The 25,232-nt window shown below is 35.9% G+C and carries 23 protein-coding genes; 8 read left to right on the top strand and 15 right to left on the bottom strand.

Annotated elements, in window-relative coordinates; all coding sequences use genetic code 11:
• Positions 1-12: 12 nt before the first annotated feature.
• From H6763_00945 to H6763_00995, 11 genes are all read right to left on the bottom strand, one after another.
• The gene (locus H6763_00945; protein ID MCB9803375.1) at positions 13-804 is read right to left on the bottom strand and encodes a hypothetical protein; all 792 of its coding nucleotides are present in this window, start codon (positions 802-804) and stop codon (positions 13-15) included.
• Between the two features lie 5 nt (positions 805-809).
• Positions 810-1,484: a hypothetical protein gene (locus H6763_00950; protein MCB9803376.1), complete on the bottom strand. Its 675-nt coding sequence runs from the start codon at positions 1,482-1,484 to the stop codon at positions 810-812.
• Entirely contained in the window at positions 1,475-2,356 is an 882-nt protein-coding gene (locus H6763_00955) for an IS3 family transposase (GenBank protein MCB9803377.1), read from the bottom strand. The genes H6763_00950 and H6763_00955 overlap by 10 nt, the downstream gene beginning before the upstream one ends.
• Positions 2,357-2,381: 25 nt before the next feature.
• Positions 2,382-2,621: a transposase gene (locus H6763_00960; GenBank protein ID MCB9803378.1), complete on the bottom strand. Its 240-nt coding sequence runs from the start codon at positions 2,619-2,621 to the stop codon at positions 2,382-2,384.
• Between the two features lie 96 nt (positions 2,622-2,717).
• A complete protein-coding gene (locus H6763_00965) occupies positions 2,718-3,098 on the bottom strand; it encodes an HAD-IA family hydrolase (GenBank protein MCB9803379.1) in 381 nt (126 codons plus the stop codon).
• Between the two features lie 436 nt (positions 3,099-3,534).
• Positions 3,535-3,774 carry a hypothetical protein gene (locus tag H6763_00970; protein MCB9803380.1) on the bottom strand — a complete coding sequence of 80 codons (240 nt, stop codon included), beginning with the start codon at positions 3,772-3,774 and terminating at the stop codon, positions 3,535-3,537.
• Positions 3,771-4,511 (bottom strand): SDR family oxidoreductase, encoded by a 741-nt coding sequence (locus tag H6763_00975; GenBank protein MCB9803381.1) that lies wholly within the window; start codon positions 4,509-4,511, stop codon positions 3,771-3,773. The genes H6763_00970 and H6763_00975 overlap by 4 nt, the downstream gene beginning before the upstream one ends.
• A 19-nt stretch (positions 4,512-4,530) precedes the next feature.
• Positions 4,531-5,565, bottom strand: coding sequence for a hypothetical protein (locus tag H6763_00980; GenBank protein MCB9803382.1), 1,035 nt, complete (start codon positions 5,563-5,565; stop codon positions 4,531-4,533).
• Position 5,566: 1 nt separating this feature from the next.
• Positions 5,567-7,342 carry an ATP-dependent endonuclease gene (locus tag H6763_00985; protein MCB9803383.1) on the bottom strand — a complete coding sequence of 592 codons (1,776 nt, stop codon included), beginning with the start codon at positions 7,340-7,342 and terminating at the stop codon, positions 5,567-5,569.
• Positions 7,339-7,554, bottom strand: a complete 216-nt coding sequence (locus tag H6763_00990) for a KTSC domain-containing protein (GenBank protein ID MCB9803384.1) — start codon at positions 7,552-7,554, stop codon at positions 7,339-7,341. Before H6763_00990 ends, H6763_00985 begins: the two co-directional genes overlap by 4 nt.
• 293 nt (positions 7,555-7,847) lie before the next feature.
• The gene (locus H6763_00995; GenBank protein ID MCB9803385.1) at positions 7,848-9,305 is read right to left on the bottom strand and encodes an adenylosuccinate synthetase; all 1,458 of its coding nucleotides are present in this window, start codon (positions 9,303-9,305) and stop codon (positions 7,848-7,850) included.
• Positions 9,306-9,444: 139 nt separating this feature from the next.
• Here H6763_00995 and H6763_01000 point away from each other — a divergent pair, with 139 nt between their 5' ends.
• The 3 genes from H6763_01000 to H6763_01010 all read left to right on the top strand — a co-directional run bounded on the left by H6763_01000 (position 9,445) and on the right by H6763_01010 (position 15,713).
• A complete protein-coding gene (locus tag H6763_01000) occupies positions 9,445-12,066 on the top strand; it encodes a fibronectin type III domain-containing protein (GenBank protein ID MCB9803386.1) in 2,622 nt (873 codons plus the stop codon).
• Positions 12,067-12,129: 63 nt separating this feature from the next.
• Entirely contained in the window at positions 12,130-13,380 is a 1,251-nt protein-coding gene (locus H6763_01005) for an MFS transporter (GenBank protein MCB9803387.1), read from the top strand.
• 206 nt (positions 13,381-13,586) lie between these two features.
• Entirely contained in the window at positions 13,587-15,713 is a 2,127-nt protein-coding gene (locus H6763_01010) for a type IV secretion system DNA-binding domain-containing protein (protein ID MCB9803388.1), read from the top strand.
• A gap of 325 nt (positions 15,714-16,038) precedes the next feature.
• Here H6763_01010 and H6763_01015 read toward each other — a convergent pair whose 3' ends face one another.
• Complete coding sequence (locus H6763_01015; GenBank protein MCB9803389.1) at positions 16,039-16,959, bottom strand: hypothetical protein; 921 nt, start codon at positions 16,957-16,959, stop codon at positions 16,039-16,041.
• Between the two features lie 505 nt (positions 16,960-17,464).
• Positions 17,465-17,926 (bottom strand): hypothetical protein, encoded by a 462-nt coding sequence (locus tag H6763_01020; GenBank protein MCB9803390.1) that lies wholly within the window; start codon positions 17,924-17,926, stop codon positions 17,465-17,467.
• A 284-nt stretch (positions 17,927-18,210) separates the two neighbouring features.
• Between H6763_01020 and H6763_01025 the strand changes: the two genes are divergently transcribed.
• Positions 18,211-18,777, top strand: coding sequence for an NUDIX domain-containing protein (locus H6763_01025; GenBank protein MCB9803391.1), 567 nt, complete (start codon positions 18,211-18,213; stop codon positions 18,775-18,777).
• A gap of 214 nt (positions 18,778-18,991) precedes the next feature.
• The gene (locus H6763_01030) at positions 18,992-20,230 is read left to right on the top strand and encodes a hypothetical protein (protein ID MCB9803392.1); all 1,239 of its coding nucleotides are present in this window, start codon (positions 18,992-18,994) and stop codon (positions 20,228-20,230) included.
• A gap of 56 nt (positions 20,231-20,286) precedes the next feature.
• On the opposite strand, the gene H6763_01035 is transcribed toward H6763_01030, so the two are convergent.
• Positions 20,287-21,531, bottom strand: a complete 1,245-nt coding sequence (locus H6763_01035) for an MFS transporter (protein ID MCB9803393.1) — start codon at positions 21,529-21,531, stop codon at positions 20,287-20,289.
• A gap of 322 nt (positions 21,532-21,853) precedes the next feature.
• Here H6763_01035 and orn point away from each other — a divergent pair, with 322 nt between their 5' ends.
• From orn to H6763_01050, 3 genes are all read left to right on the top strand, one after another.
• Positions 21,854-22,354, top strand: a complete 501-nt coding sequence (gene orn, locus H6763_01040) for an oligoribonuclease (GenBank protein MCB9803394.1) — start codon at positions 21,854-21,856, stop codon at positions 22,352-22,354.
• Between the two features lie 174 nt (positions 22,355-22,528).
• Entirely contained in the window at positions 22,529-22,867 is a 339-nt protein-coding gene (locus tag H6763_01045) for a PadR family transcriptional regulator (GenBank protein ID MCB9803395.1), read from the top strand.
• Positions 22,851-24,323: a hypothetical protein gene (locus H6763_01050; protein MCB9803396.1), complete on the top strand. Its 1,473-nt coding sequence runs from the start codon at positions 22,851-22,853 to the stop codon at positions 24,321-24,323. The genes H6763_01045 and H6763_01050 overlap by 17 nt, the downstream gene beginning before the upstream one ends.
• 53 nt (positions 24,324-24,376) lie before the next feature.
• On the opposite strand, the gene H6763_01055 is transcribed toward H6763_01050, so the two are convergent.
• On the bottom strand, positions 24,377-25,069 hold the full coding sequence (locus H6763_01055) for an HAD-IA family hydrolase (protein ID MCB9803397.1): 693 nt from the start codon (positions 25,067-25,069) through the stop codon (positions 24,377-24,379).
• Positions 25,070-25,232 lie beyond the last annotated feature (163 nt).

Consider the following 25,232-nt stretch of genomic DNA (forward strand, 5'->3'; position numbering starts at 1 on the left):
GCAACTTAAAGATCAGTTGATGTGATATTTGACGTTCCCTAGCGTTTTTAGTGGAACCCACCAATGTTTTCTTGTCAACCTAAAGTTGTCAAAGAAGATTGAGTACTTTCTATCGACAGGTAGCTTTTCGTTCCAATCCAGATGATCTGTGTAATTGTTATCAATTACTTCGACCTTTGAAGTTATGTCGTGATCGAAAGGTATTGAACCCGAAATAAACTTTGATCTTCTTATAAGCGCTTGTGTATTTGGAAATATCGAGATCTGTCCACGAGGATATCCTGACATATTCCACAAGTTACTCTTATTACCAACAAATTGTGAGTCAGATACTTCTATTTTGGAATCAGGAACTAAATTATCAATAGCAGAACCTGTATGTCCTGCAGTATTATTTTCAAAATAGCATTTATCGAATATAACTACTTCTGTGGATTGATTTGAAACTGCTCCGCCACAGAAGACAGATGTATTGTTCGTAAAACGACAATTCTCAAATATAACTGAGGATCTACCAGAAATAACAACTGCACCTCCATCAACTATTTCATATACGGTACCTTTCTTATAATGATAAGAAATATCTGTTCGTCTAAGAAATCTCAAAGACCCAGTATTACCACCAATGAAATGTAAATTTCTTATATGAAAATTCTCGCAGTTATGGATTGAAAGTAAATGAGTTACTTTATTATGACCGTTGATGACAAAATTCTGACCATCAAATATTTGGTTATCACGATCTGATATAGAAAATGCATTGTATGAATAAGTATTTGCATGCCAATCAGAGGACAATTTCATAGTAGTCACTTATCAGTCAAATAAAGTAGTGACTTGATCGGAATAGGTATAAAACCGATTGTGATCTTGAATTCTTTAACGATAACCTTGTAGGCTTCAATATTTATACAGTTCATTAATGCTTGATGATCCAATGTACGTTTTTGTATATCATCTTTATATATTCGACCAAATGAATTATGAGTTAATTGTTTTACTGCATATAAAGATTCTGCTGATAGGCTATTGAATTTGATACCTAAAAGCTCTGTTTCGATCAACTCTTTTTCGGGAATTGATGCATAAAACTTCGGGAAGAGCTCTATCCTTAAACGACCTTTATCATATATGAATGGAGTAAATAAAATTTCTAGATCACATGAATCTTGCTTGAAGAAACGAGTATATCTGTTTGACGAATACCTAATTAAGATATTGGAGAAAGGCATGCTTCTACCTATAAATGTTGATCTGCTATAACCTCTTTCGATCAACTGATCCTCAATCTCGGATCTATATGCCATATCTGCAATGGTATCGATATCCTTGATCTTTCTATAGTAATTCACATTCTGGGTGTGAGATGTCAATCCAACCGATCCGAGTATGAGTATATTGGGTAAATTGGTTGTGATATTTGAAAAATCCTTAAGCGTTTGTAGCACTAATTCGTTCTGATCTTTGAAATCTTCTATATCCATTGATATTTATTATACATCTGCTCCTTCTGTATACACAAATCGGGGTAACAAGACCCCCATTTTTTAGACAGTCCTAAATTTAGTTTTTGGAACTGTTTCCTAAACCCATAAGGGGAGGTTTTCAGAGAGGAATGTATCCGCTCCCTGTTGTAGTAGTTGATCGTGTGATCTATACCCTCGACAAAGGCTCCACTAGTAGGATACCTTTCAAACTCTAACCCCAGATCAGTCTTGAAGTTTCCATAGAAACTTTCCTGATACCCATTCTCCCAAGGTGATGCCTTCTTAGCCATTGACACCTTGATCCCGAGTCCCTCAACTCGACCCAAATACTCCTGACTACAGTACTCTGCTCCCTGATCCGAATGTACAATATGTGGTACCTGAAACCCTGTGTTAAGAAATGTATCCAGAAAAGCCCCGATCACCAGATCTTTGGTATGCCTGTTTGATACATTCCAGCCTACAATCTCCCTCGTATACCGATCCATGAAGGTGGCCAGGTAGTAGAACTTACTGTTGTATCTCACGTAGGTAAAATCTGATACGTAAGTATGACCCGGCATTACAGGACACCTGTCCTTGGTAAGGTTGGGGTATGGCATCTCTTTACGTCTCTCGTCTCTGCGTTTTCTCCATCTGGCTTTACGCTTGTAGGCTTTGAGACCGTACTTCTTCATCACCCGCTGTGCTTTCTTCTTGTTGATCCCAAGTGCCAGGGCTACCCGTCTGTATCCGTACGCTGGATTGGAGGACATGACATCCACAATCTGCTCTCTCAGGGCTCCATCCTGAACTTCCTTCTTTCTCTTGTAGTACAGAGATGATCTGGACACACCCAGATCTCTTGCTAACTGGGTCTTACTCTCCATCTTCGGGGAAACTTGGTGGGCAAGACTACTTTTTTTTATGCTTGCTTAGTTCCATTGTGAGTACTCCTACCAGTTCCTTGAGCTGCTGGTTCTCACGTTTGAGACGGTTGTGCTCTGACTTGCTCACATCACTTACCTTTTCCTTGAGCCAACTGTAGATGGTTTGGATTGTCACTCCGTACTGATCTGCAACCTCCTGTACTCTGGCTCCCGATTTCTCCTTGCTCAGTATCTCCTCTTTTACCTCTTTTGCTATGGTTGCCATTTTCCCTGTATACTAAACTTAGATCGCAGGAACCTGTAGTCGACATTCTAATGCCGATTTACTAAAACTCCTACTGTCTAGTATATGGGGGTCACCTCAATTCTCATCCATAAAAGATTTAAGTTCAGCTAAGTCTTTTTTGTCTTTATCATAATATAGCGTTGTAATCCCAACAGATTTTGCACTTTCAACTGCTTCTGCATTATGTTCAAAGTAGACAACATCTTCTGCTCTGAGATCGTACTGTTTTAACATTAGTTTATAGTATTCTGGATCAGTCTTCTCAGGATCATGTTTCAATGTAAACACTTCATATGGCATTTTATCCAATCCAAACATTTTCATTTGTTCATCGTTTGCCCCCGTAAGAATAATTTTTCTATTTGGGTATGATTCGAGCAGATTGTGCATCTCTGTAAAAATACCTTCATCCTTTAAAACAAAAGCATTTATAGCATCAACTAATATAACTTTCATATTATTTATAAATAAATTTAAATAATTCCCACAACTTTATTAAAAATTGCTTTACCCAATAATCCATGATTATCAGCATCTATATGAACACCATCAGATCCAACTGTAACAAAATCGGAAGAAGATAAAAATTCACAACTGTTTCTTTTTGCAATATCCTTGTACATTACAGGTAAGTACTCGTTTAGTTCTTACGATCTGCTATATCTCTTTTGAGCATATTCCTTTGTAAGATCCAATATTGGTGGAGATATTAACAGCAGACTTGGAGTTTTATCTGAAAATTGGGATTCTCTATTCAGAATAATTTTAACATAATGGTTTTCAACTACTGAGGCAAATTGCTCATAGGTCGTTTGAAAAGAGTCCTTCAATTCATTTGTACCAAGCATAAGAATTACTAAATCTACTGGATCATGTGTATCTAAGCAAGGTATTAAGTAGGTTGAGCCATTCCTTCCTTCTTTTCCTTCCTTTCCCTCTGGTCATCACTATTAAGAGTTCTGCTATTTAAGCCTTCTTCAATAACTTCATAGTTGTCTCCTAATTTTTGCTGTAATATACCTGTCCTTCTAGTATCAGCAGGGAATCGCTCATGCCCAGATGAGGGTATGTATCCCCATGTGTAGGAGTCACCGTAGCAAAGTATTCTTTTTAGGTTTGGTTTTGTGTTCATTTTAAAGTATAACCCCCATCTACATAGATAATCTGCCCTGTCATTGCATCATTTTTAGCTAGAAAAACGAAAGCATCGGCAGTTTCTTCCAATGTAACCCATCTTTTAAGATATGTTCCGTTTAACCACTTTTCAATTTTTTCTTCTGGTTGATTATCATATACACGAGTCTTTACATAACCAGGTGCAACTGCATTTACTTGAATTTCGGGTGCAACGGACTTAGCTAATGTCCGTGTAAAACTATTAATTGCAGCTTTTGATACTGCATAGCCAACTGATCCACCTCCATACTCCCAACCCTTTATTGAAGATGTGTTTATAATCTTTCCTGATTTTTGTTTCTTCATAACATCAATAGCATATTTAGAGCATAACATTGCATTGACGATATTTAGGTTGAATAAATCTAATATATCCTTTTGTTTCGCTTCAAAGTATGGAACTAACTCAGTTGGGGATGCACCGTTGTTGATTAAAATATCAACTGTGCCAAATTCCTTTACTACAGTTTCAAACAACTTTTTTATATCTTCTTCAACCGATAAATCTGCTTTTACGATTATCGACTCCACATTGTATTTTTTAATTTCTTGCTGAGTTTCTTTTGCTCCATCTTCATTTTCATGATAGTGAATGACAATCTTTGAACCTTCTTGTGCAAATCTTTTAGCTGTAGCTTGTCCAATCCCGCTAGAAGATCCTGTAATTAGTACAACTTTATTTTTTAACTCCATAATGTTTTTTGTTAATAATTTATTTATCTAAAATTTCTGATTCAATAGCCTTATATTTTTCCTTAACCTCTTCACCACTATAAAAGTCCAGCAGATCCTTATCAGATAACTTCCCATCGGATAAAAATTTCTCTAGATATTCTTGATTAAACTGCATCAATAATAATGATTTTTCAAGTTGGTTTAAAATTTCATTGTTATTCCTAATATTTGTTTCAACGAGTGTCTTTATTGAGAAAAGAGTATCAATATCCTTTATTATTCTCTTTAATATAATTGTAAGAGTTTTATCATCAAAATCAACTTCCTTAGAGTTGAGAACAATGTCTCGAGCTAAATTATAGGCAATTGTTAGGTTAGAATAATCTCCCTTTTGAGAATCTACTATCACAATAAATCCTACTCCTTGAATATATGCAACAGAATCTGTCAGCTTCAAAATACTGTTATCAACCAACGATATATCTAAAACTATAATTCCGACCTTTGCATTTCTATTAGCTTTGGCTTCAATTACTTGACTCCAAGCTGTATCGAATTTCTTTGTAAAAATATCTTTATCAGCAATGTCGCCAAGCTTTATTGACTTATCAAACTTAGCCTCAATTGCAATCCTTTTATCTTCATTACCATCAACATAGCAAAGAATATCACCAGTCTTGTTCTTGTCGATCTCTCCTTGCATAGTACCAGTAGTTTCAGCTTTATCACCTAGTTTCTTTTCTTTGAAATAGTTATTTAAAAACTCAGTAATATCTTCCTCTGCCATCATTCCCTTAACTGTTGTTTTATAGAATATCTCCTTTTTCATTTCAAAGATCATTTTGAGGCTCTCTAGCTCTGTTCCTAACTCGTTTTGAGTCTTAGCAAGAAACGCTGATAACCTATCCTCCATTTGAGCAAGTACTCCGATATATAGTGCTTGAAAGAATTTGTCATCTCTTTGTTCACTTGGTAATGAATCAAAGTAATTGAAGACAATCTCATTATCAATTTCTGCTTTATTTATTTTCAGTTTTTTTAGTTTTTGATCAAGTGATACTAGATTTGCCATGTTATTTGTAAATTAATTTAATTTTCTCTTTGAATGAATCGGTTAGTCTATAGTTCTCATTACTTACCTCTGTTAGAGCAATAAAAGGTTTATTCTTTTTATTTCCATCCGTGATACCAATTTCTTCTTCAATATCATTTTCAAGAATAACTGTGCATCCTAAGCTACTATCTACAGAATCTTCAATTCTCTTTGAATCAGCATCAGCTTTACTCTTATCAGAATCTTTCTTATTGCTTTGATGATCTTTATCATAAACCGCTACATAAGGGATTTTAAAGCTATTTAATAGGTGAATATATAGTGGAATACTACTTTTACCTCCACAGTCAATTATTGTATATCCGTGTTTAAAAGCCTCAATTGATTTTGCCAAATACGGAATTATTGTCTTATCAGAAGGACCTTCAACTAAAATAGTTTTTTCTGAAAAGAATAGTTCTCCACGATCTGGGTTGATCCAGTAGGAGAGATTAAAGTGTTTTTTATCATCTATCTCACTAAATAAATCAGTTGTGCATTGGAAGCAGTCAGTATTTGAGCTAGAGTTCTCTTTTTTTATAATACAAATTGATCTATACATATCAAGATCAAGAAAATAACTAGAATGAGTACTCATAATCACCTGTCCCTTTTCCTGTTCAGATATGTCTTTTAGTGTTTGAAAAAATTCTCTTTGAGCTTGAGGATGTAAATATAACTCAGGTTCTTCAAGGATAAAGTATGTTGAATCTGATGTCTTTCTACCCGAATCAGCATCTTCTGTATCTTCCTTTTTAGCTTCTTTTGATGTCGCAATCCATGATCTTATAAGTGCAAATAACATAGATCGTTGTAAGCCATGTCCTTTTTGTGCAATATCCGTTTTTACACCATCATCCACCCATACTTGTGTTCCTAGTCGAAAAACATCATCAATGTTAGGTGGAGTTATCTCAATGTCTATTGTAGTGTTCCATCTGCTTAACAGATTTTCAATTTGACTCTCAAGCTCAGATAGTTCAGTTGGTCTTTCTTCATTATCATTCCCATCAGCAGTTTGTTTGTTTAGAATCTGTGTTAACTCCTTAATTTTCTCTCTTGCTTCTTTATACTTTTCGTTACTTTCTGACATTTCATTTATTACTTTAGAAAGTAACTTGTTAAAAGTGGATGAGCCTTTAGTGCTTAATTCGTCTGATGCGTTTTTTAAAGCAGGTACAAAAATTACTGTACCAAATATCCCCTGAGCAATGTTTTTTGCTCCTAAAAAGTTTGTTTCTTCAAGATTATATTCAAATTCAATTGAATCGGCATTTTCTGAAATGTATTTTTCTAAGGCTTCCTGTAATAATGCTTTTGTAATTCGCCCAGAATCTGGCAAAAGATAAAAAAAGGGTAGTTCTTTAGCTTTATCTCTAGAGGTGTAATCTGAAAGTGCAGTTTCTTTTAATAAATCGTCCTTAGGTATTTGGGTATATCCGTTGTATGAGACTCCTGTATTTGAGTTCGCACTTCTACGAACTTTTATCTTGTTATCACTCGTAACATATTTCCTAAATTGACTTTTATCATGTGAATCTAAGTCAATAAACTCAATCTCAACCCAAAGTTCATCGCTACCTTTGCGGTAGTCTGTTTCACTCACACCAAATTCACCAAGAAAAAATAGGATTGCAGAGAGGACGTTTGATTTACCGTGGTTATTTTGTCCGATAAAAATCATCAGATTTTCAAAATTAATCTTGATACTCTCAATAGATCTCCAGTTGTGTATTTCAATACTATTTATTCTCATGCTACCTGTTGATATGAATAACCTGCTTTCTTAATATTTTGATCAAAATATTGTCCATGCGAGGATGCTGACATCAATCCCTCAAAAACATTTTTAGGGACGTTAAAGTACTGATAAATTCCACCGCTATGAAATTCAATTTCTAGAGTATTGGATTTCTCATCGTAACCAATGGATAAAATATTTGAAGATGAAACACTTTGTCTTTGCATAAGTCTAAAGTACCTATCTGAGGTATTTCTATTCACATGAGCGATTTTAGAAGTTTGTAGTGAGGTTATATCTGCAACAAAACAATCAAAAATCGTATCAAATTTCCTTCTAGAAATATGTGCACGTTTTGTGATTCCGATATTACTTATCATACATAGATTTTAAGAGATATTCTCTTAGTTATCTATGCAAGACCCTAAATTGATATCTGGAGCTATCGTACCTAAAGGGAGCATAGTGGAATATGTCGCTGACATTTGATTTTTTGATTATCAATTAAAACATCTTCAAACTACCGTTCGATAAGTGAATGCCTATCAGGACCGGTTGTTAACATAGTTACAGGTACACCGATAGCGGATTCAATAAAATTAACGTACTTCTTAGCTTCATTAGGTAGACTTTCAAAATCCTTTGCTGACGAACATTCATCAGAATCCCATCCCTGCAGTTCTACATAGATAGGTTCTAACCCTTTTAGGTAATCCAGATCAGGCTTATAATAAACCTCTTCACCATCACGTTTATATCCTATACAAACTCTGATCTTATCGTTTTTCCTTGAAACATCCAGGTGTGTCATAGCAAGTTGGTTGATACCACCTACATGAACATTGTAATCCAAGAAAGGTAGGTCTATAGCACAAATATCTCGTGGTCTACCTGTGGTAGTTCCATATTCGTGAGCAAATTCACGAACCCATTCTGCCCAATCATCTTCTAGATTGGTTGGCATTACTCTAGCTCCTACACTACTCATATAAGTAGCCTTCATTACACCGATCCTTTCAGATATCTCTGAGACGGGAAACACCCTTGTACCTAATGTTATTCCAATTGACGAAGTTTCTGTACTAGTCGTATCTGGACGAGTACCGAATGCAGGACTTAAACCAACCGCTTGTGCCATTTCAAATAATACGGGGGTTGTTTCCATATAGATAGCACGATCAAGAGCGAAAGTATCTACAACAATCTTTTTTGAAGTCAGGTTTTCACGGACATTTTCTAATCGGTCAAGATAATCTTCTAATCTTCCAACCTTTCTATCATGTGATTTTCCAGTTGCCTTAGTTCTTTTGAAATCAGGGACTTCAGTTTCACTTAGTTCTTCTCCATATACTGTAAATAACTTATCAAATCTCTGATAGTGCTTTGTCAGTATCTCGCGCCAATTTTCACTTACCAGATCCTGAATTACTAACCCCAATTTCTCATATCTCATTGCTGTAGTTGGACTCATTCCTCTACCAGTTCCACCCTTTGCTTTACCATTAATTACCCTATTTAAGACTTCTTTTGCTCGTTCTACATCAGTACATAGCATTGCGTCTTGACTTAAAAATATCCTATCCGCAAGTGACGTACCCATCTGTTCGACCAGATCTATCTCAACTAATAGATCCTCAGGATGGATCACCATCCCAAAATCAAGTATCAATTTTGCTTCTTGATGAAATACTGCAGAAGGGATCTGATGTAAACCAATTCGCCGATCACCTATCTGTACTGTATGACCAGCGTTACTACCTCCCTGAGATCTGATCACGTAGAACTCATCATGTTCAGAGCTCAAATTATTTAGTTTATTGTCAATTATCCTTCCTTTACCTTCATCTCCTAATTGGGCTCCGATCACTGCTATCATCTGTCTATCACTACGACTAATGACAGGTGCCTTGTCCACTAAGCTTTGTGAAGGAGTCACTTTGTTAAGAATGCTTCCAAAATAGCTACTTTTATGAAACATGTGATAAGAAATAGATTTTATATTTTCAATTATAACAAAGAACAATTATGTTTTTCTTCTATATAATCAAATTAATTTATAGCTGATCTTTTCGAGCAAAAATATTGCCAATCAGAATTGCATCAGATATCTTATAAATATGAAAAAAAGACAAATATTTTTGGGGATTTCAGTATTTCTGCTCTGCTTATTGTTTTTGGCTGTTGGTTTCTTGATATACAGATCAGTTTCATTCGTGCCACTTAACGTAGAGATCTCAAACATCACCGCACATTCATTTACTGTCAGTTGGCAAAGTGAAGATCGCCAAGTAGGTCTGGTTTCAATTGGTAAGGGAGGCACCTTTCCTTTATTGAATGCTGATACGCTAATATTTTATGATGATCGAGATCTCTCAAGAGCGGAACTCCAAACATTCAAGGAAACAGGAGATGTAGACAGTGTGAAAGTAGAAGATCTCAAAGAATATTATACTCATCATGTCACGGTAACAAACCTTGATCCTGAAACCTCTTACGAATTTTCATTAGGTAACAAGATTATTCATAAACCTCATGAGACTCCTGTTCGAACTCAACAAGAGATAGAAACTCTCAATACTCCTAAGCCCTCATACGGTTTGCTTTTTGAAAAGGAAACCTTTCCGGCAACAGATACAATTGTCTACTTAACAGTACGCGACTCCGATAGATACTCAACTCAACTTTCAGCAGTAACAAGGGAAGATGGTTCATGGTACATCGATATTTCTAATCTAACCAATAGAGATGATCTCACAAAATTATCTCTAACAGATAGCTATTCAATAAACCTCTCATTTCTTAACCATAACTACGGTCGGACTATTGATATCACTATACCTGGAACATTAGACGCACCAGTAAGAAATATTCGTTTAGCAGATCTAAGTACGATCAGTCTAGGATCAGATAGCATTACATCTAACAATTCTGTTATTGAAAAAATATCTTCGATTCTAAAAGATCTTCCGATCGAAATCTCTGCAAGTGTAGACGAGATGTGTACAAATTGTAATTCGGGTAATTACCTTCGAGAATGCGTTGGGGGTGGAACAGCTCAATGTTGTTATGGTAGCTGTGTTCTATCACGCCAAGAGGATGATAACGAACCAAATTACAATCCATATGCTGACTCTGACGGCGATGGAATAATTAATCAATATGATGATTGTGATGATACAGATCCTACAGACACTGTTGATTCATCCGGGTGTACGATTGATGATGAATACTCAGGCAGTGACCCAGATAATAGTAGTAGTTCTGATGGATCAGACACAAATTCATCTCCAGAAGCACTTGAGGAAGATAATAACAGGAATGATGATCAAGATCATCAAGAACCCGAACTAAACACATCAAGCGAGGATTATAAGACAGAATCAGAGCAGAAGCGATGGACAAGTGAAGAAAGAAATACGAGTCAAGATCGCCAAGAATATGAAGAGCCTGATACAGATGGTGATGGAATATCTGACTTTCAAGATCGGTGTGAAAATACACCTTCCGGGAAAAGGATAAATGCCTACGGTTGCCCAATAAATGATCAAGAAGAACCGTATCAAAAAAATGATACGACTTGTATAGATCTGAACTCAAACAACATCTGTGATAACACGGAATCCCCACAGAATTGCTATCAAGAAGACGGTAATTCAAGTACTACAGGTTGTGCATACTGTCCGGTTGGCCAAGAAATAACCCAAAATGGTTATACAATGCGTTGTTTTTACACAACAGTAAAAGGTTATTACTGGGAAGTTATTAGTAAAGCAGAATCTATAGCTTTACCAACAATAACGAAAAACGCTACCTGTAACAATCAATATGGTTGTTATTGCAGTCTAGAAACCTCAGATGGTTCAGAAAATATCTTCAGTAAGATCAGTATGAATGCTGAATGTACCGAAGAGAATTTAGCATTTCAGCATGTGAATACTTCGTACAAAGTTTTCGCACAAGAAAACCCTACATACTATTCGCCATCCGAAGGGGTAATTATTTTTGAAGAGTCTGGTCTTTACTGTACGAACTACCTAGATCAAGAGTACTGTTTCGATGTTAATGATAATGATGAAAAGATCATCTACATTGATGTTGATGCTAGTGGTACATATACTGAGGGAGATGTGAATTTAGCATCAGACGTGACAGAAATATCTTTTAAAAAAGAATCTGATACAAATGAATATGCATTAGACAAAGGATTCTCATTTATTTCTTTCGACATATACAATCAAGAGCTATCAGATGCACACTCCTTCCTTGCAGAGATCAACAGATCCACAGATCAAGGCATATTATCCATAGCAACTTTCCAAAATGGTAAATGGGTGGTCGTTGGTGTAAGAGGGGATACAATAATCGGACAAGATAATTTTCCGATAACACCAGGTAGAGGATACCTGATAAAAACAAAACTGCCAGTGAGCTTTTCAATATATGGTAGAGCAGTATCTTCCGCTGTTCCTATCTCAATGCAGGTAGGATGGAATCTTGTCGGTATATCTGGCACTGCTAGAAGTTATACTGCAGAGAGTCTTATAGATTCGATAAATGCTGAAAAGCCATCCGTTAATAATGTCACCAGATGGACAGCAAGCAAAGCGAGGTATGAGGGATTACAAAAAAGCCTAGATAGTAACGGGGTCGATCAGGTTTACGGCTTTGATTTCCCGATCACTGCACGAACTGCTTACTTTATCCGTAATGATGAAAAAGCTCTTGTCTGGACGCCTTGAATGGGGATCAGCGGTTTTGTCTTGCCTGTATAACTTTCATCCCTTTTTAGATATAATCGCTCCATGCGCAAATTCCTCTATCAAAGGCTTATTAACGAATACAACAATTTCTTGAGATTATCGTTGAATAACCGAAGACTCCTTCTGTCATACATATTTTTCTTGATCTCTTATCCATTTCATGAGATCTTCGTTAATGCGTATTTATGGCGTCAAACCGAGGGTATAGAGCTTTTACTTGTGTATAACATATTTTCGTTTGTTGGTTTGCCAATAGGTTTTTTCATCAACGGTTTCCTTTTAAAGACTTTTAACATTAAAAGCTTATATTTGTCAGGACTTATAATACAGGCAACAACAGTGATCTCCCTAGTGTTCTTTGAAAACTTCAACTATTTGAATATTGCGATCTACGGCATGAGCGCGGGTTTTGGTTCAGCCCTATTTTGGTCAAATCGTAACTATCTCTCATTGATATTCACGGAAAGATCGACAAGACTCTACTCAGTAAGTCTTGAAAGTGTTAGTTACAGTGTACTCACTATCACTGTACCTGTCATTGTAGGTTTCTTTATCACCCTTGGCCCATCTACTGGAAACTATTCTTTAGAACTTGCTTATCAGATCTCTATGGGGCTAAATCTTATTTTGGTATCGATATCAGGCCTAATAATATACCTATCCAATATTGATGATCTTAATGATCCAGTAGTACTATTGCGAAATTCCTCAAAATTTCATAATTACAATCGCGTGTACTTGTTCTTTAGTGAAATCTTCAATGGGATATTTATGTTTATTCCAACAATCTTCATCTTAAAATATGCCGGTGAAGAAAATATTCTAGGATCTGTACAATCAGTAGGAGCACTTGCGACAGCATGTATCATCTATCTGGTTGGGAGGAAATTCAAAGAGCAGAGTTATTACAAGATCCTAATATTATCATGGATATTGATGATCATAGGGGCATTTCTACCTTTTATCTACTTTCAATCTGCGACATTGATCTTGATGTTAATTATCCTGAATATTGGAAGTGAGATCAAATTTATTGTTACTTGGTCAATGATTATGAATTTAGTAGATAATGAAGTAAAAGATCACTATGAATTGCGATATGCATATATAGCCGATAACGAGCTTTTCATAAACCTCGGTAGAATAGCAGGTGCTCTGATACTTGGTATACTCTGGGTGGTTTTTCCTGCTGATGTGGCATTGAGATATATCGTACCCATAGTCGTAATGATACAGCTTATCAGTTTATTCGTAGCGAAACCGTTACTTAGGCAACATGAATATTCGACTTAAATTATCCTCTGCCAACATTACTTCGGATATCCAGCAACATTACTTAGGATATCCAAGTATGAAAGGTTGTGAAAAGTATAGAATCAGACTAGGGGAATGTTTATTGAATAGTTGAGATCATTTCGATCCGTCTGATCGATCTAAACTACAACATTCATGATCGTCGTAACAACCATGTTTAACACTGTTTTATAGTATAATATACGATGTACCTGACCTATCAAACCTTACTCTCAAAACACGATAAATACACACTTGAGCTATATAGTTCATTCATAAGACAGCTGTCGGAGATCTCGAAAGCTGATCCTTTCATGCTTGGTTTTACAAATTACGAAGGTTATTCGTATAATTCCTTTGCGGTACACGAAAAATATTCAACTGCCACAGAGGTTGCTTTTAGGACAGTTTTTCCAAATAGCGAACTTATGATCTCAAACGATCACAGTCGTACAGATGTATTGAAAGAAAGAGCAGTTATATTCAAGGATAATTCGATAATTCCTCTAAAGATCTATGATGATCTTGACCAACCGGATCCGATAAACATACTACTCGAAAACTTCGCACAGCTATCGACTCATATAGACATGATCAAATTTGAAGTGTGGTTAAAGCCTGTTTCTGATAAACGACCTGAGCAGTTAACTATCTTAATAAACAATTTCCCAGCATCTTTTGCGCGACCTGAAACCCGAGTATTTGTAGAGAATAAAAAGAAACAGAAACTTTATCATTGTTCTATTAGATTCATACATTCAGAAGTAGTAGAAGAGAAAGATCCGGAGCAGGTCACAAATTCTTGTCTGATCTTCCTTAAGCAGTTTTCCCTAAAGTATGGAAATTCGTTGGATCTTGATGATCAAATCAAAATGGCTGATACAAACATACCTAAGTTAGACAATCTCTTAGGTTTGAATGAAGTTCTTTCACTTATCCATTTACCCCGTGAGATAGACGCCAACCGTAAAATCGCTATTTGCACTGAAAAAATACTCCCAGTTCCTCGGGAGGTCATCGAAGTCTCAAAGAATGATGATGTGACACTATTTGGACATGGTTCAGGCAGTGCAGAGAAAGAACCTATAGGTATACTACCCAAAGACAGAACTCATCATACCTATATCATAGGAAAGACAGGTTCAGGTAAAACCAAACTACTAGAACTGTTGATGAAAGATGACATCGAGAAGGGTAGGGGGATGATACTGATCGACCCGCATGGAGATACAGCAAAAGATATCCTCGCGCTAATTCCAAAATCCAGAGTTTCTGACACTGTATATATTGATTTTCCTAATCGTAGTTTTATTCATACATTCAATCCATTATCTGAACTTGAACGAAGTTCACCTGTCGTGATCGACAATTTTATTGAGATATTCAAGAAATTCTTCTCAGTAGATTGGAATCCAAAGATCGAATTTTTACTCAGAAACTTACTCGGACTAATGAGAGAATCCGGTATCATACACCTCTCACATATTCCAATGATCCTCACAAATTCTCAATATCGATCATCCTTGGTCGAAAAGGTTAATGATAGGTCTGTAGAGAATTTTTGGAAACTGGAATATCCTAAGTTCTCAGAACAGTATTTTAGTAATGCAGTATCACCACTTCTAAATAAGATAAATCAGATATTAACAAATCCGATACTTGAAAAGATCCTTTCTATCGGTAGCTCGAGTTTTGATCTTAGGAAAATATTACAGGAACAACAGATCCTTATAGTGAATCTTTCTATCGCCGAGCTAGGTGAAACCGGATCTTCATTTTTAGGCTCAATGCTGATCTCTTCAATACAACAGATCGCGATGAGCAATAATGATCTAAAAGAAGATAAACGAGTACCTATAAATCTTTATGTAGACGAATTTCAACACTTTTCCACAGAAAGTTTCATCCGGATCTTTTCTGAGGCACGAAAATATCGACTATCACTTACCATAGCTCATCAATATATTGGTCAGATCTCTACTCCTATAATGAATGCCATCATGGGAAATATAGGGTCAATAATTTCATTTAGACTAGGTCAACGAGATGCTAACTACATTTCTAAGGAATTTAAGCCATATTTATCTCCTGAGGATTTTGTGCAGTTGAACTCTCGAAACTTCTGGGCGAAATTGTCAGTTGATGGTACAACCAGTCAGCCATTTAGGGGTATCTCAAACACCCTCGAATTTCCAACCGTAAATTACGTTCGTGAGATCAAATCTGTTGCAAAGAGCAAATATAGTTTCCTAGAAAGTGAGGTGAATAAGGCCATCGATAATCTAGGGACAATAGACTTGAGGGATATCAACACTTTTGATTCGCCAGTATAAAAGGAGGAGTACCACTATATTTTCTTAATTATATACATCAAGAACCTTACTTGCGTAACATTCTTCGCAGGCAATCGGTCTTAGCCCTACCAAGGCAGATCCTGTTACAATTTCTTTCTTGCAACAATAGCATTTTACCTTTTGAAATTTATAGGTTGAAGATAAAGAGTATCTTTCGTGAAGCCTGCACCTATAGCATCTATTAGGGGTTGTTGGGAATCCAAGACTAGATCGGATCTCCGATTCCTTTGTATCAACTGAGATCACATTTTTACATACTACACAAAGCATCTTGGATTTACTCAAAATAATTTAATAAGCGCGATCATATAAAGATACCCTCATCTGCTACTATCTTATCCTTCAATCGCATATACTCTTCTTTCTCATATTGCTTATTGAATATACAGTACTGATGCTCCATTAATCCCACACAGCCAATACAATCTGTACATTTGACACAAGATACACAGTAGAGACAATTCGCACATTCAAATATATCGATCCCAAAAAATATATTGGAGGAGTATGTACAATCAGCACACATGTATGAATCAGTTACCTTTCTACTATATGAGAGATCCCATGAATCTTCGATACTTTCAGTGTGCCATAGATATCCACAATTTTTCGCACGAGAGGTTTCAAATGCATAATAGACACGTTCACAATCGATTATATTGTTGCAATAGTATGAATCACTAATATCACCAAGCATAAAGATCCTAGGTGTAGGAATATCCTTAAGTTTGCTATCTACGAGTTCCTTCAACGAGAGCTCGTCCATTTGCAATAACATAGATACCTCTTCAGTGTATTTCTCTTTGGAAACCTCCTGATTAAAGATATAGTAACTTTTACTACGCAATCCAGAGCAACCAAAACAATGATCACAATTCATCAGATCTGTAGAGTAGTAAACCTCTGAGCAAGAGTAGCAGTTATATAGATAAGCACAATGAGTGCAGTTGTGACAATTGAGCAATTCGAGGCAGGTACCCGATCCACCACTTGTGAAAGTCACATCGACACAATCTGTAGTACTGATACAGTGTTGAGAATTTATTGTATTTAGGCATTTCGAGAGATCGAAAGATTCGACACTATATTTCGAGTACGAAATATCGATCGACCTATGACTTAATTCACTAACATCTGTATCTTCATCATAGACATATCCTTTCAAATACTTTCTAGACAACATTTCCTTGTACTGTTCAAGAAAATGTCCTTGGGAATACTCCATTGAGTATACTTCTGACTTTTTAGAAGATGCACATTTTGGACATAAAAAAGAATGTTTGAATTCATGGTCCGAAGTGTTGTAGGGTATTAAAATCTCGATCCCACATGAAGAGCATACAGTTTCAGTATAAAAAGGCGTCAAGGTGTATCTATCACGAAGTTTCTTTCTGCATAAGGGGCATAATTGAGGATCAGGTAGATGGTATCTCTTATAGAAACTTTTTTCTTGATCTACTACCACGAATTGTGAATTGCATCCCACACAAAGGCCATGCTCTTTCATACCACATTGTACGAAATCACTTACATATTAGCAATATTTGCTGAATACCATCTGATCGATCTATTAAGTTTTCTGATCATATTCAGCCAGATATATATATGTTGCACGACTCGAACATCAGACAACATCGCCTCAAGCTTGCAATAATGTCATTTAAATTATGATCCTGTACAGCAATGGTTCATGGAAGCACTCACACGATTAGGCATTTCTAGGATCATCATTATCTATTGCTACTGCTATCCCAGACTATACATCTCCTGACAAACCCTTTTAATTTTGTAGCTTTGACTACAATAACACCGGGTCTAAAGGCATTCTCATACATTTTGATCAGAGTAATGATATCAAACATGGATCTACACCCTGAAACATCTATGTAGATGACACTAAATGAATAACCGAGATCTATAACCTTTTTTATCTCAAAGGCATCTAACTGATAAAGCTCAAGTTGTGGATGATCTTTTATAGCAGTACGATATGATAATCCCTTATCAATTCCTACCACTTTTGAAGCTACTTTAGACAACAAATCCGTTGTAGTACCCCATGCAAATCCTATCTCTAGAACAGAATCCTGCATATTTACGAATCGATCTATAGTTTGTCGATACTCTTTTACACCTTTTGTAAGTACTATAGTAGCACCTAGGTATCGTTCTAGTTTGTCATCTTTTTTCATGACTTACCTCAAAGTAATTTACATATCGTATTACTTTGGGTAATAAAAAAGCGCCCAAAGTTACCAAACACAATTACTGTGTTCAATAACTTCAGACGCTCTATGATTTACATCCTGTATAGATCACTCTGTACAGGCATTTCATTTCTGAGCTAATTATACGAAATTCGTATAAAGACCTTCTGAAGAATACGAATTTATTATATCACATGTGACAAATTATTCCTATAGGCTGTCCTAATGTGATATAATGTGTTCATTATCGTACATTATATGTATTTATATTGGACAATATATATACAGCAAAGGAACTAGCACAACATTTGAAAGTGGATTATCGTACTGTCCTGAGGGAAATTAGTAGAGGAAATCTGATTGCCCACAAAATTGGACGAATGTTCATCGTCACGGGTGAGAATCTCGAGAAATATCTAACAAATTCGAATCTACAACCACTTAGGATCTCAGTTGCTATAGTTATCAATCAAGATAAAGTCTTGCTTGTAAAAAGAAAGTTCAAAGAAGGAAAGCTAAATTGGCAATATCCAGCGGGGAGAGTTAGATTCAAAGAAAAACCTTCCACTAGAGCAGAGATCGAATGTCTAGAGGAGACTTCTATACACTGTCGCGCGATCAAACGATTAGGCAGAAGAATTCATCCTGATACAAATGTCATAATTCAATACTGGTTATGTGAATACATAGAAGGCAAGATATACAATGTAGACACTTCAGAAAACGCAGATGTTAAATGGGTTGGTCTAGTAGAACCTGAGAAATTATTCACTTCTAATTACTATCATCCTGTTAGAAAGTATCTTAGAGAAGTATATGAGAAGAACACGAGATGATGACTTAGGAGTAGATACTTCAGTAATTAGTATCAAGTTCGTTAAGGTTTTCATTCTATAACATAATTGTATCGACCACTTTCAACTCATGGAAATTTTGGCATTTACAAGATATTATCGGTTAGCTAAGGTTTGTTGGTATAATTGTATGAATAAATACTTTTCGAATTATCTAATAAATCTTGTTTATATATCTAAGTTTTAAGTTTTTTTTATGAAATCGAAGACACTTAATTATCTGACATATTTACAGAGTGAATATCCAGAGAGAGTCTTTGAAGAGGAGTTTTTTCTCTCTCTTTTTCAAAATCCATCTGAAATACAAAGCTTAAGAAAAACATGGGTGAATTATCAGAATGTATCAGATATTAATTCACTTGATAATTTGATTGTGTTGGACTTTGGCTACGGACCATCCATAAAGGAAGATAAATACAATGTAGCAACTTTTCCGATTAAAGAGATTGTGTCTAAGACTATAGATTACCTTATGAATCTTGATTGTTTTTCAATACTTGAGAAAAGATGTCTCAAGGAAACTATCATACAAAACGTTCAAAATGCATCTTTCACAGCAACGGTAGAGAATTATTATCAGTCGTATGAACTTCCACCAGTTGGGAAAGATCTACTAATTCAGGAAACTTTGAATATTGCGGTGCAATTAAAACCTAAATGCATCATCACATCAGCATCTATTGCTAAAAGAATTCAAGATAGAATAAGTTCACTTTCCACGCAAGTGATTGGAATAAATACTGATAAGTCCCTGTCACTAAAGGATACTATGAAAATTTATCTTGAACTTCTTTTAGATGGAAACGTAGGATTGATAGCATATCCAGACCTAATTTTTGATGCTTATCATTGGTTGAAGAAACTCTCTAAGAAGGACTTCATCGTTATTCAACCAACTGATCTAAGTGCGGTATTTTGGGAGAGTGAAAACTTTGTATTGTATAACCCAGAGAAACCTCATTTATGCCGACAAGATGGAGGACATCTACTGTTAGCTTGGAAAAAGCATATGGGGATGGGGTATGATTTATCAGCTTCGAAAGTAGATGTTAACCTTAACGCAGATGCTTGTTCAGAGTATGGGCACATACTTGAAACAACGAAGTCTGTTATGAGAGATGTATTTGATCTTTATGTAGTGAATCACCAGCAAAATGGGAATTGGACTTTCCTCCGTAAACATAAGGATATTACCAAGAATTGTAAAAGCAACAATTACACAAGAGATGAGCTCTTAAATGACGTATTTCCAAAAAATCATACTCATTTACTAGGGCGATCATGGAAGAGTAGCTTACTACAAACCCCATTTGAGACAGTTGTCCTTCCAAACCCAGGATTTAAATATGATCATTTTCTTGAACGACTGAATCGAAGAGATATTTTTGCCTTGTTAGAAAAGTTACGGAACAAAGTTAATAACAAACCGATTTAACAAACTTCTGATTTATATAATTTCCACACCTCTACCTCTACCTATATCTATTCAGATCATTCTTCTTCGAACAGCTCCTCTTTAACACTCTTCTTTACCAAAAAGATCATCCATGCCAATAAAGTTGCACCTGCACCTACAAGAATTGGTAGGCTGATATTTATCGAGAAAATAAAACCTGAGATTATTGGAGGAATTGCTTGTGCTAATGAATTGATGGATTGATTTACTCCAAGTATATCGCCCTGGGAATTCTCTTTAGCGTTGTTGGATATCAGAGCAGTGACATTTGGTTGAGTTAAACCTTGAAATAACGCCAATATCGGAAGTATCAAGTAGATACCAAGTAATTTATTTGGTAGCAATAAGAGTAAGAATGCTAATGATATGCCGAATATCGAAACATTAAGGATTTGAGAACTATTGAATCGTTTATTTAGAAAAGGCAGTAATCCGCCCTGAAACAGTGCTACGAATAGCCCCATATAAGCGAATATATCTCCTGCCTGTGATGGTGTCACTTCAAATTTCTGGATCAGAAAAGGATTAAAGAACTGTGTGAAGAAATTGAAACCAAATGTCAACAAAAAGCTTACTAAAAAGAGCTTTCTCAAGGTGGTCATCGAAATAGCTTTCCTTAGATTTCGGAACCCTGTCATCACACCAATCGGACTTTTTATCTTTTCTTTAAGAGTCTCAGGGAAAAGTAAGAATAAGCTGAGTATGTTGATCAGTGTAAGACCAGCTGTGAAAAAATACGGTGTCGAATTACTAAACCAGCTGACTATCGTAGGATCTACCAACTTACCGCCAATATATGGACCAAGTATAAAACCTAATCCGAAGGCCATTCCTATAAACCCGAAGTTTCTAGCCCTCTCTTCAGGTTTTGTCATGTCTGCTATAGCTGATTGTGCGATCGAGATATTACCCCCAGTAAAACCATCAATCGCTCTACCAATAAACATAAGTGGTAAAGAATGTTGGATTATTCCTATACCGAATAGTATATATCCGAAAAATGTACCAAAAAGAGAAAGTATCAGAGTAGGTTTTCTACCATATCTATCCGATAGGGAACCTAGCAGAGGTGCTCCGAAGAACTGCATGATAGGGTAGGTTGCGGATATCAAACCTATGAGAAGAGTTCTCTGCTCATATGTATATTCCATGGGTAAAATACTACTTCCTGGTGAGAGAAATAAGGGAGCAAGTATTGGTATCACGATCCCAACACCAAGCAGATCTATGAATATCGTAAGTAGGAGAGGGATAAAGGGGTTCTGAAAAAGCTTTTTCATGACAATTTCCTATGTATAAAAATATTTGTAGGCTCTTTTGGTTATTAGAGTAAACTCTGTCATTATACATCTTTGGTGTTCAGAGCCAAAATTTATAGTGAACACGTTAAAGAAAGATGATATTCTTTCTCAGCTTAAGTTTACTCGATAAAATTTTCCACAATCTTACAGCAGACACTTAGGGAACAGTTATGAGGAAGTTGGCTGTTCGTTTTTACTTTTATTTACATCATTCTGATAATTAAATAGAATCTTATGAGATAATCTTAGTAAGTAGAAAATAGTGGATAATGATCTGAGATTAATCTGGTTAGATCTAGAGATGACTGGAGTTGATCCATTGGTTGATCGAATCATTGAGATCGCTTTGTTAGTAACCGATCTTGACCTGAACATCATTGATGAGAAAGGCTTTGAAAAGGTCATAACCGTAGATAAGGAGTATATCCCCAGGATGGAAACCAAAGTTATTGAGATGCACACTCAAAATGGTCTTCTTGAAGAGTCGTTAAGGTCAACCGAGAGTTTGGACCAAGTACAAGAGCAAGCCGTCAACTATCTTTCAAATTATGTAGAAGACGGCAAATCACCGTTGTGTGGAGATGGTGTAACCACAGACAGAGCCTTTCTCTTGACCCAAGCAAGAACATTAAATTCCTTCTTCCATCATAGGACTATAGATGTATCTTCGTTCAAGCAATTAACGAATTTTTATAAGCCAGATAAGAAGTATATAAAACCTGATGTTTCTCACAGAGCTCTCGATGATATTCGTATCTCGATTGCAGAGCTTAGATACTATAAGGGACTCCTTTTCGACTGAGAGAGACAGAGTACATCAAAACACCTAATACTTGTTAACTTTGACAGTTGAATTCATGATCTTCGTAATTCATAGATCCTATTAGATAGGGCTTTTCACATAGATACAAGTTTGATGAGTTGAACATACTTGCATATATACACTACATTGTAATACAATATACCTAGCAACAGTATGGAACAACTAATAGACACAAAAATTAAAAAAGGGGTGCTGGAGTATATTGTGCTTCTGATCATATCATCAGGAGATGTGTATGCTTCAGACATTATCAACATTTTGAACGAGGCAAGTCTTATAACCGTTGAGGGTACAGTTTATCCGTTATTGAGCAAATTAACACGAGAAGGAAAAGTTGAGTACAGATGGGAAGAGTCACCTAATGGGCCCCCTCGAAAGTACTACACTTTATCTCAATATGGTCATGAATTCCTAAAAGCATATAAAAAGGCTTGGGATTCGATGATTCAGAATATAAGTTATATCCAAACAAATTATGTCAAAGGATCGTAACATTTTCAGGCATTCATTTTTGATTGGCGATAAAAGGTTTGTATTACAGTTAGACACTGGTAGAGTGGTTAAAAGTTATCTAAAAGAGTTACGTTTGTATACTTCTCTAGTTGAGGATGGAGACTCAATTTATCACGATATTACACAATTACTTATAGATAAGTTCTCTACCTATGAGAATGAGGTGTTGAAGAAACTAACACCAAAAGAAATGGATCTTATCCTAAAGAAGATAGGGAGGCCTGAAGAGATAGTCGGATCAATAGAAACAAACATCACCAATATACTCAACACAAGACCATTACTAAAGATATATCTCCTGATACGTTCCTTTCTCAATAAAGACACATATCTTCTAACCCTCTTTTCTAGGATCATAACAATGCTATTTGTAATATTCACATTGTATCTATACATGAAGATTATCGCGATCAATAAGGAGGACTTGAGATATTATGCTTCACAGATCATGTATGATTCTCATTACGCTAGAATACTGGTCATTTATCTGATCTCGTTCATAGCTATGGTATCCCTTACAGTAATTCAATTCATAAGAAGTATCATCCCCCAAAATGGGGTAAATCTGCTGATACTACTATTAGCTATGGTTTCATCAGTTTATCTGCTTATTTTCGAGGCAGAAACGATCAAAACAATCCCTATCGTTTACACGCAATTGATAAAAGATGCTACAGAGAGCAATTACTTCGGTCTAACTGATGTATCTATCGATGACACTATTTCAGAGGTGAATCTACAGATCAGGGTAGATCGTTCTTCTGATATTCCTTCGATCTATTTGATACATTCAATGGATAAACGCGGAGCATACTTTACATCTCCACCCTTGTTCAACGGAGAAGAAGAAAATATCCTATTTATAGATGGTGAGAATCTTAACTTCAACCTCAACATGATAGATATCCGAAAAAGATGTAGAGTGAATTGCTTTTCAGGAAATATTGAACTTTACATTTTCACTTCAGACGAAGTAAGAGTAACTATCAAATATGTACTTAAACCTATTAATCCGTTATTTTCTACGACACCTCAACCATTAGAAGTGATAGCGCAAAACTACCAGGACCTAGATCTATTGATCAATAGTAGATCCATCACTCCATTGAACTTCCTTGCGATCTCAGTAGGAAACCTAAATGTTGATCTAATTGGAAGCAGTGATTTACATCTTGCAGGGGATTATGCCAGTGTCACAGCAAAAGGTTATGATAGTAGTGAGCTTGTTGTTGGGTATGATGGTCTTAATTCAAGCTACGAGTCGTCTATAACGTATGAGGGATATGATAACGCTGGCGCAAGTATCATTGTGGCAAAAGAACTACGTATGGATCTAATGGATAGTAGTTATGCTTTCTATGACTCTAGCTCGATCGAGAACGTATCGATTTCACGATCCAGTGCATTAAATAAAGTATGGGACATTAATGAGTAGACTTCAAAAGAAGCAGGTCTGATCTGTCAGATCTAGCAGATACTATCTCATAACTACTCAAGGTAATCAATCAGCTCTGATATTTCTCTCAGGGTTATAGTAGACTCTGGGAGTTCTCCAGTTCTATATACACTCCAACCATTTTTCTGATCTACCCAAAACAGACGTCTTACACCTATACTATGAGCAGCAATTATATCACCGTTAATGTTATCTCCTACGACGATCCCATCCTCTGGTTTGATATTAAATTGTGATAGTGCATGTAACCAGCAACTACTACTTTTAACTCCACTCGCATCTGCAATTTCGATGTGAGTAAAGTAGTTTCTGAGTGCTAACGAATCCAGTTTAAAATCGGTCCAATCTTTAAGAGCGTGAGTGACTAATCCTAGTGAATATTCTCTGATCCGCAATTCTTCAAGGGTTTCTACAACTCCATCTTTTAGCTTTGGCACCTCATGTAGGATACTGTCTAAATAACTTTGGATCTCAACGGAGAGATGGTCATTAAGACCTAATTCTTCAATTAATTTCTTACTAATAGAAGGCCACAATCTATCAAAATCAACATGAAATTCATCGAATTTCTCATTGTGAATGGTGATAAATACTTTTGTTATTTCATCAAATTCTCTCTGTGTTTCCTTAGCCAAAAATATTTTCAGAGCATCTATGTACTTTCTAAATACAGCATGGGTATCGATCAGAGTATCATCAAGATCGAATAGTATTACGTTTTTCATTAGTTAAGTGATAAATAAATATGTTCAATATATCATAAACGTTATGTTTGTTTGCAGTTGGATGCATAGTGAAACAAGATCTCTCATGAAGCTAATGCAAATCGGAAACATGGAAATAACTCGTTTTCATGATACTATGTGCTACAGCCTATTAGTAAACCAA

Source organism: Candidatus Nomurabacteria bacterium (assembly GCA_020632395.1).
Classification (GTDB): Bacteria; Patescibacteriota; Dojkabacteria; order SC72; family JAHDCA01; genus JACKFQ01.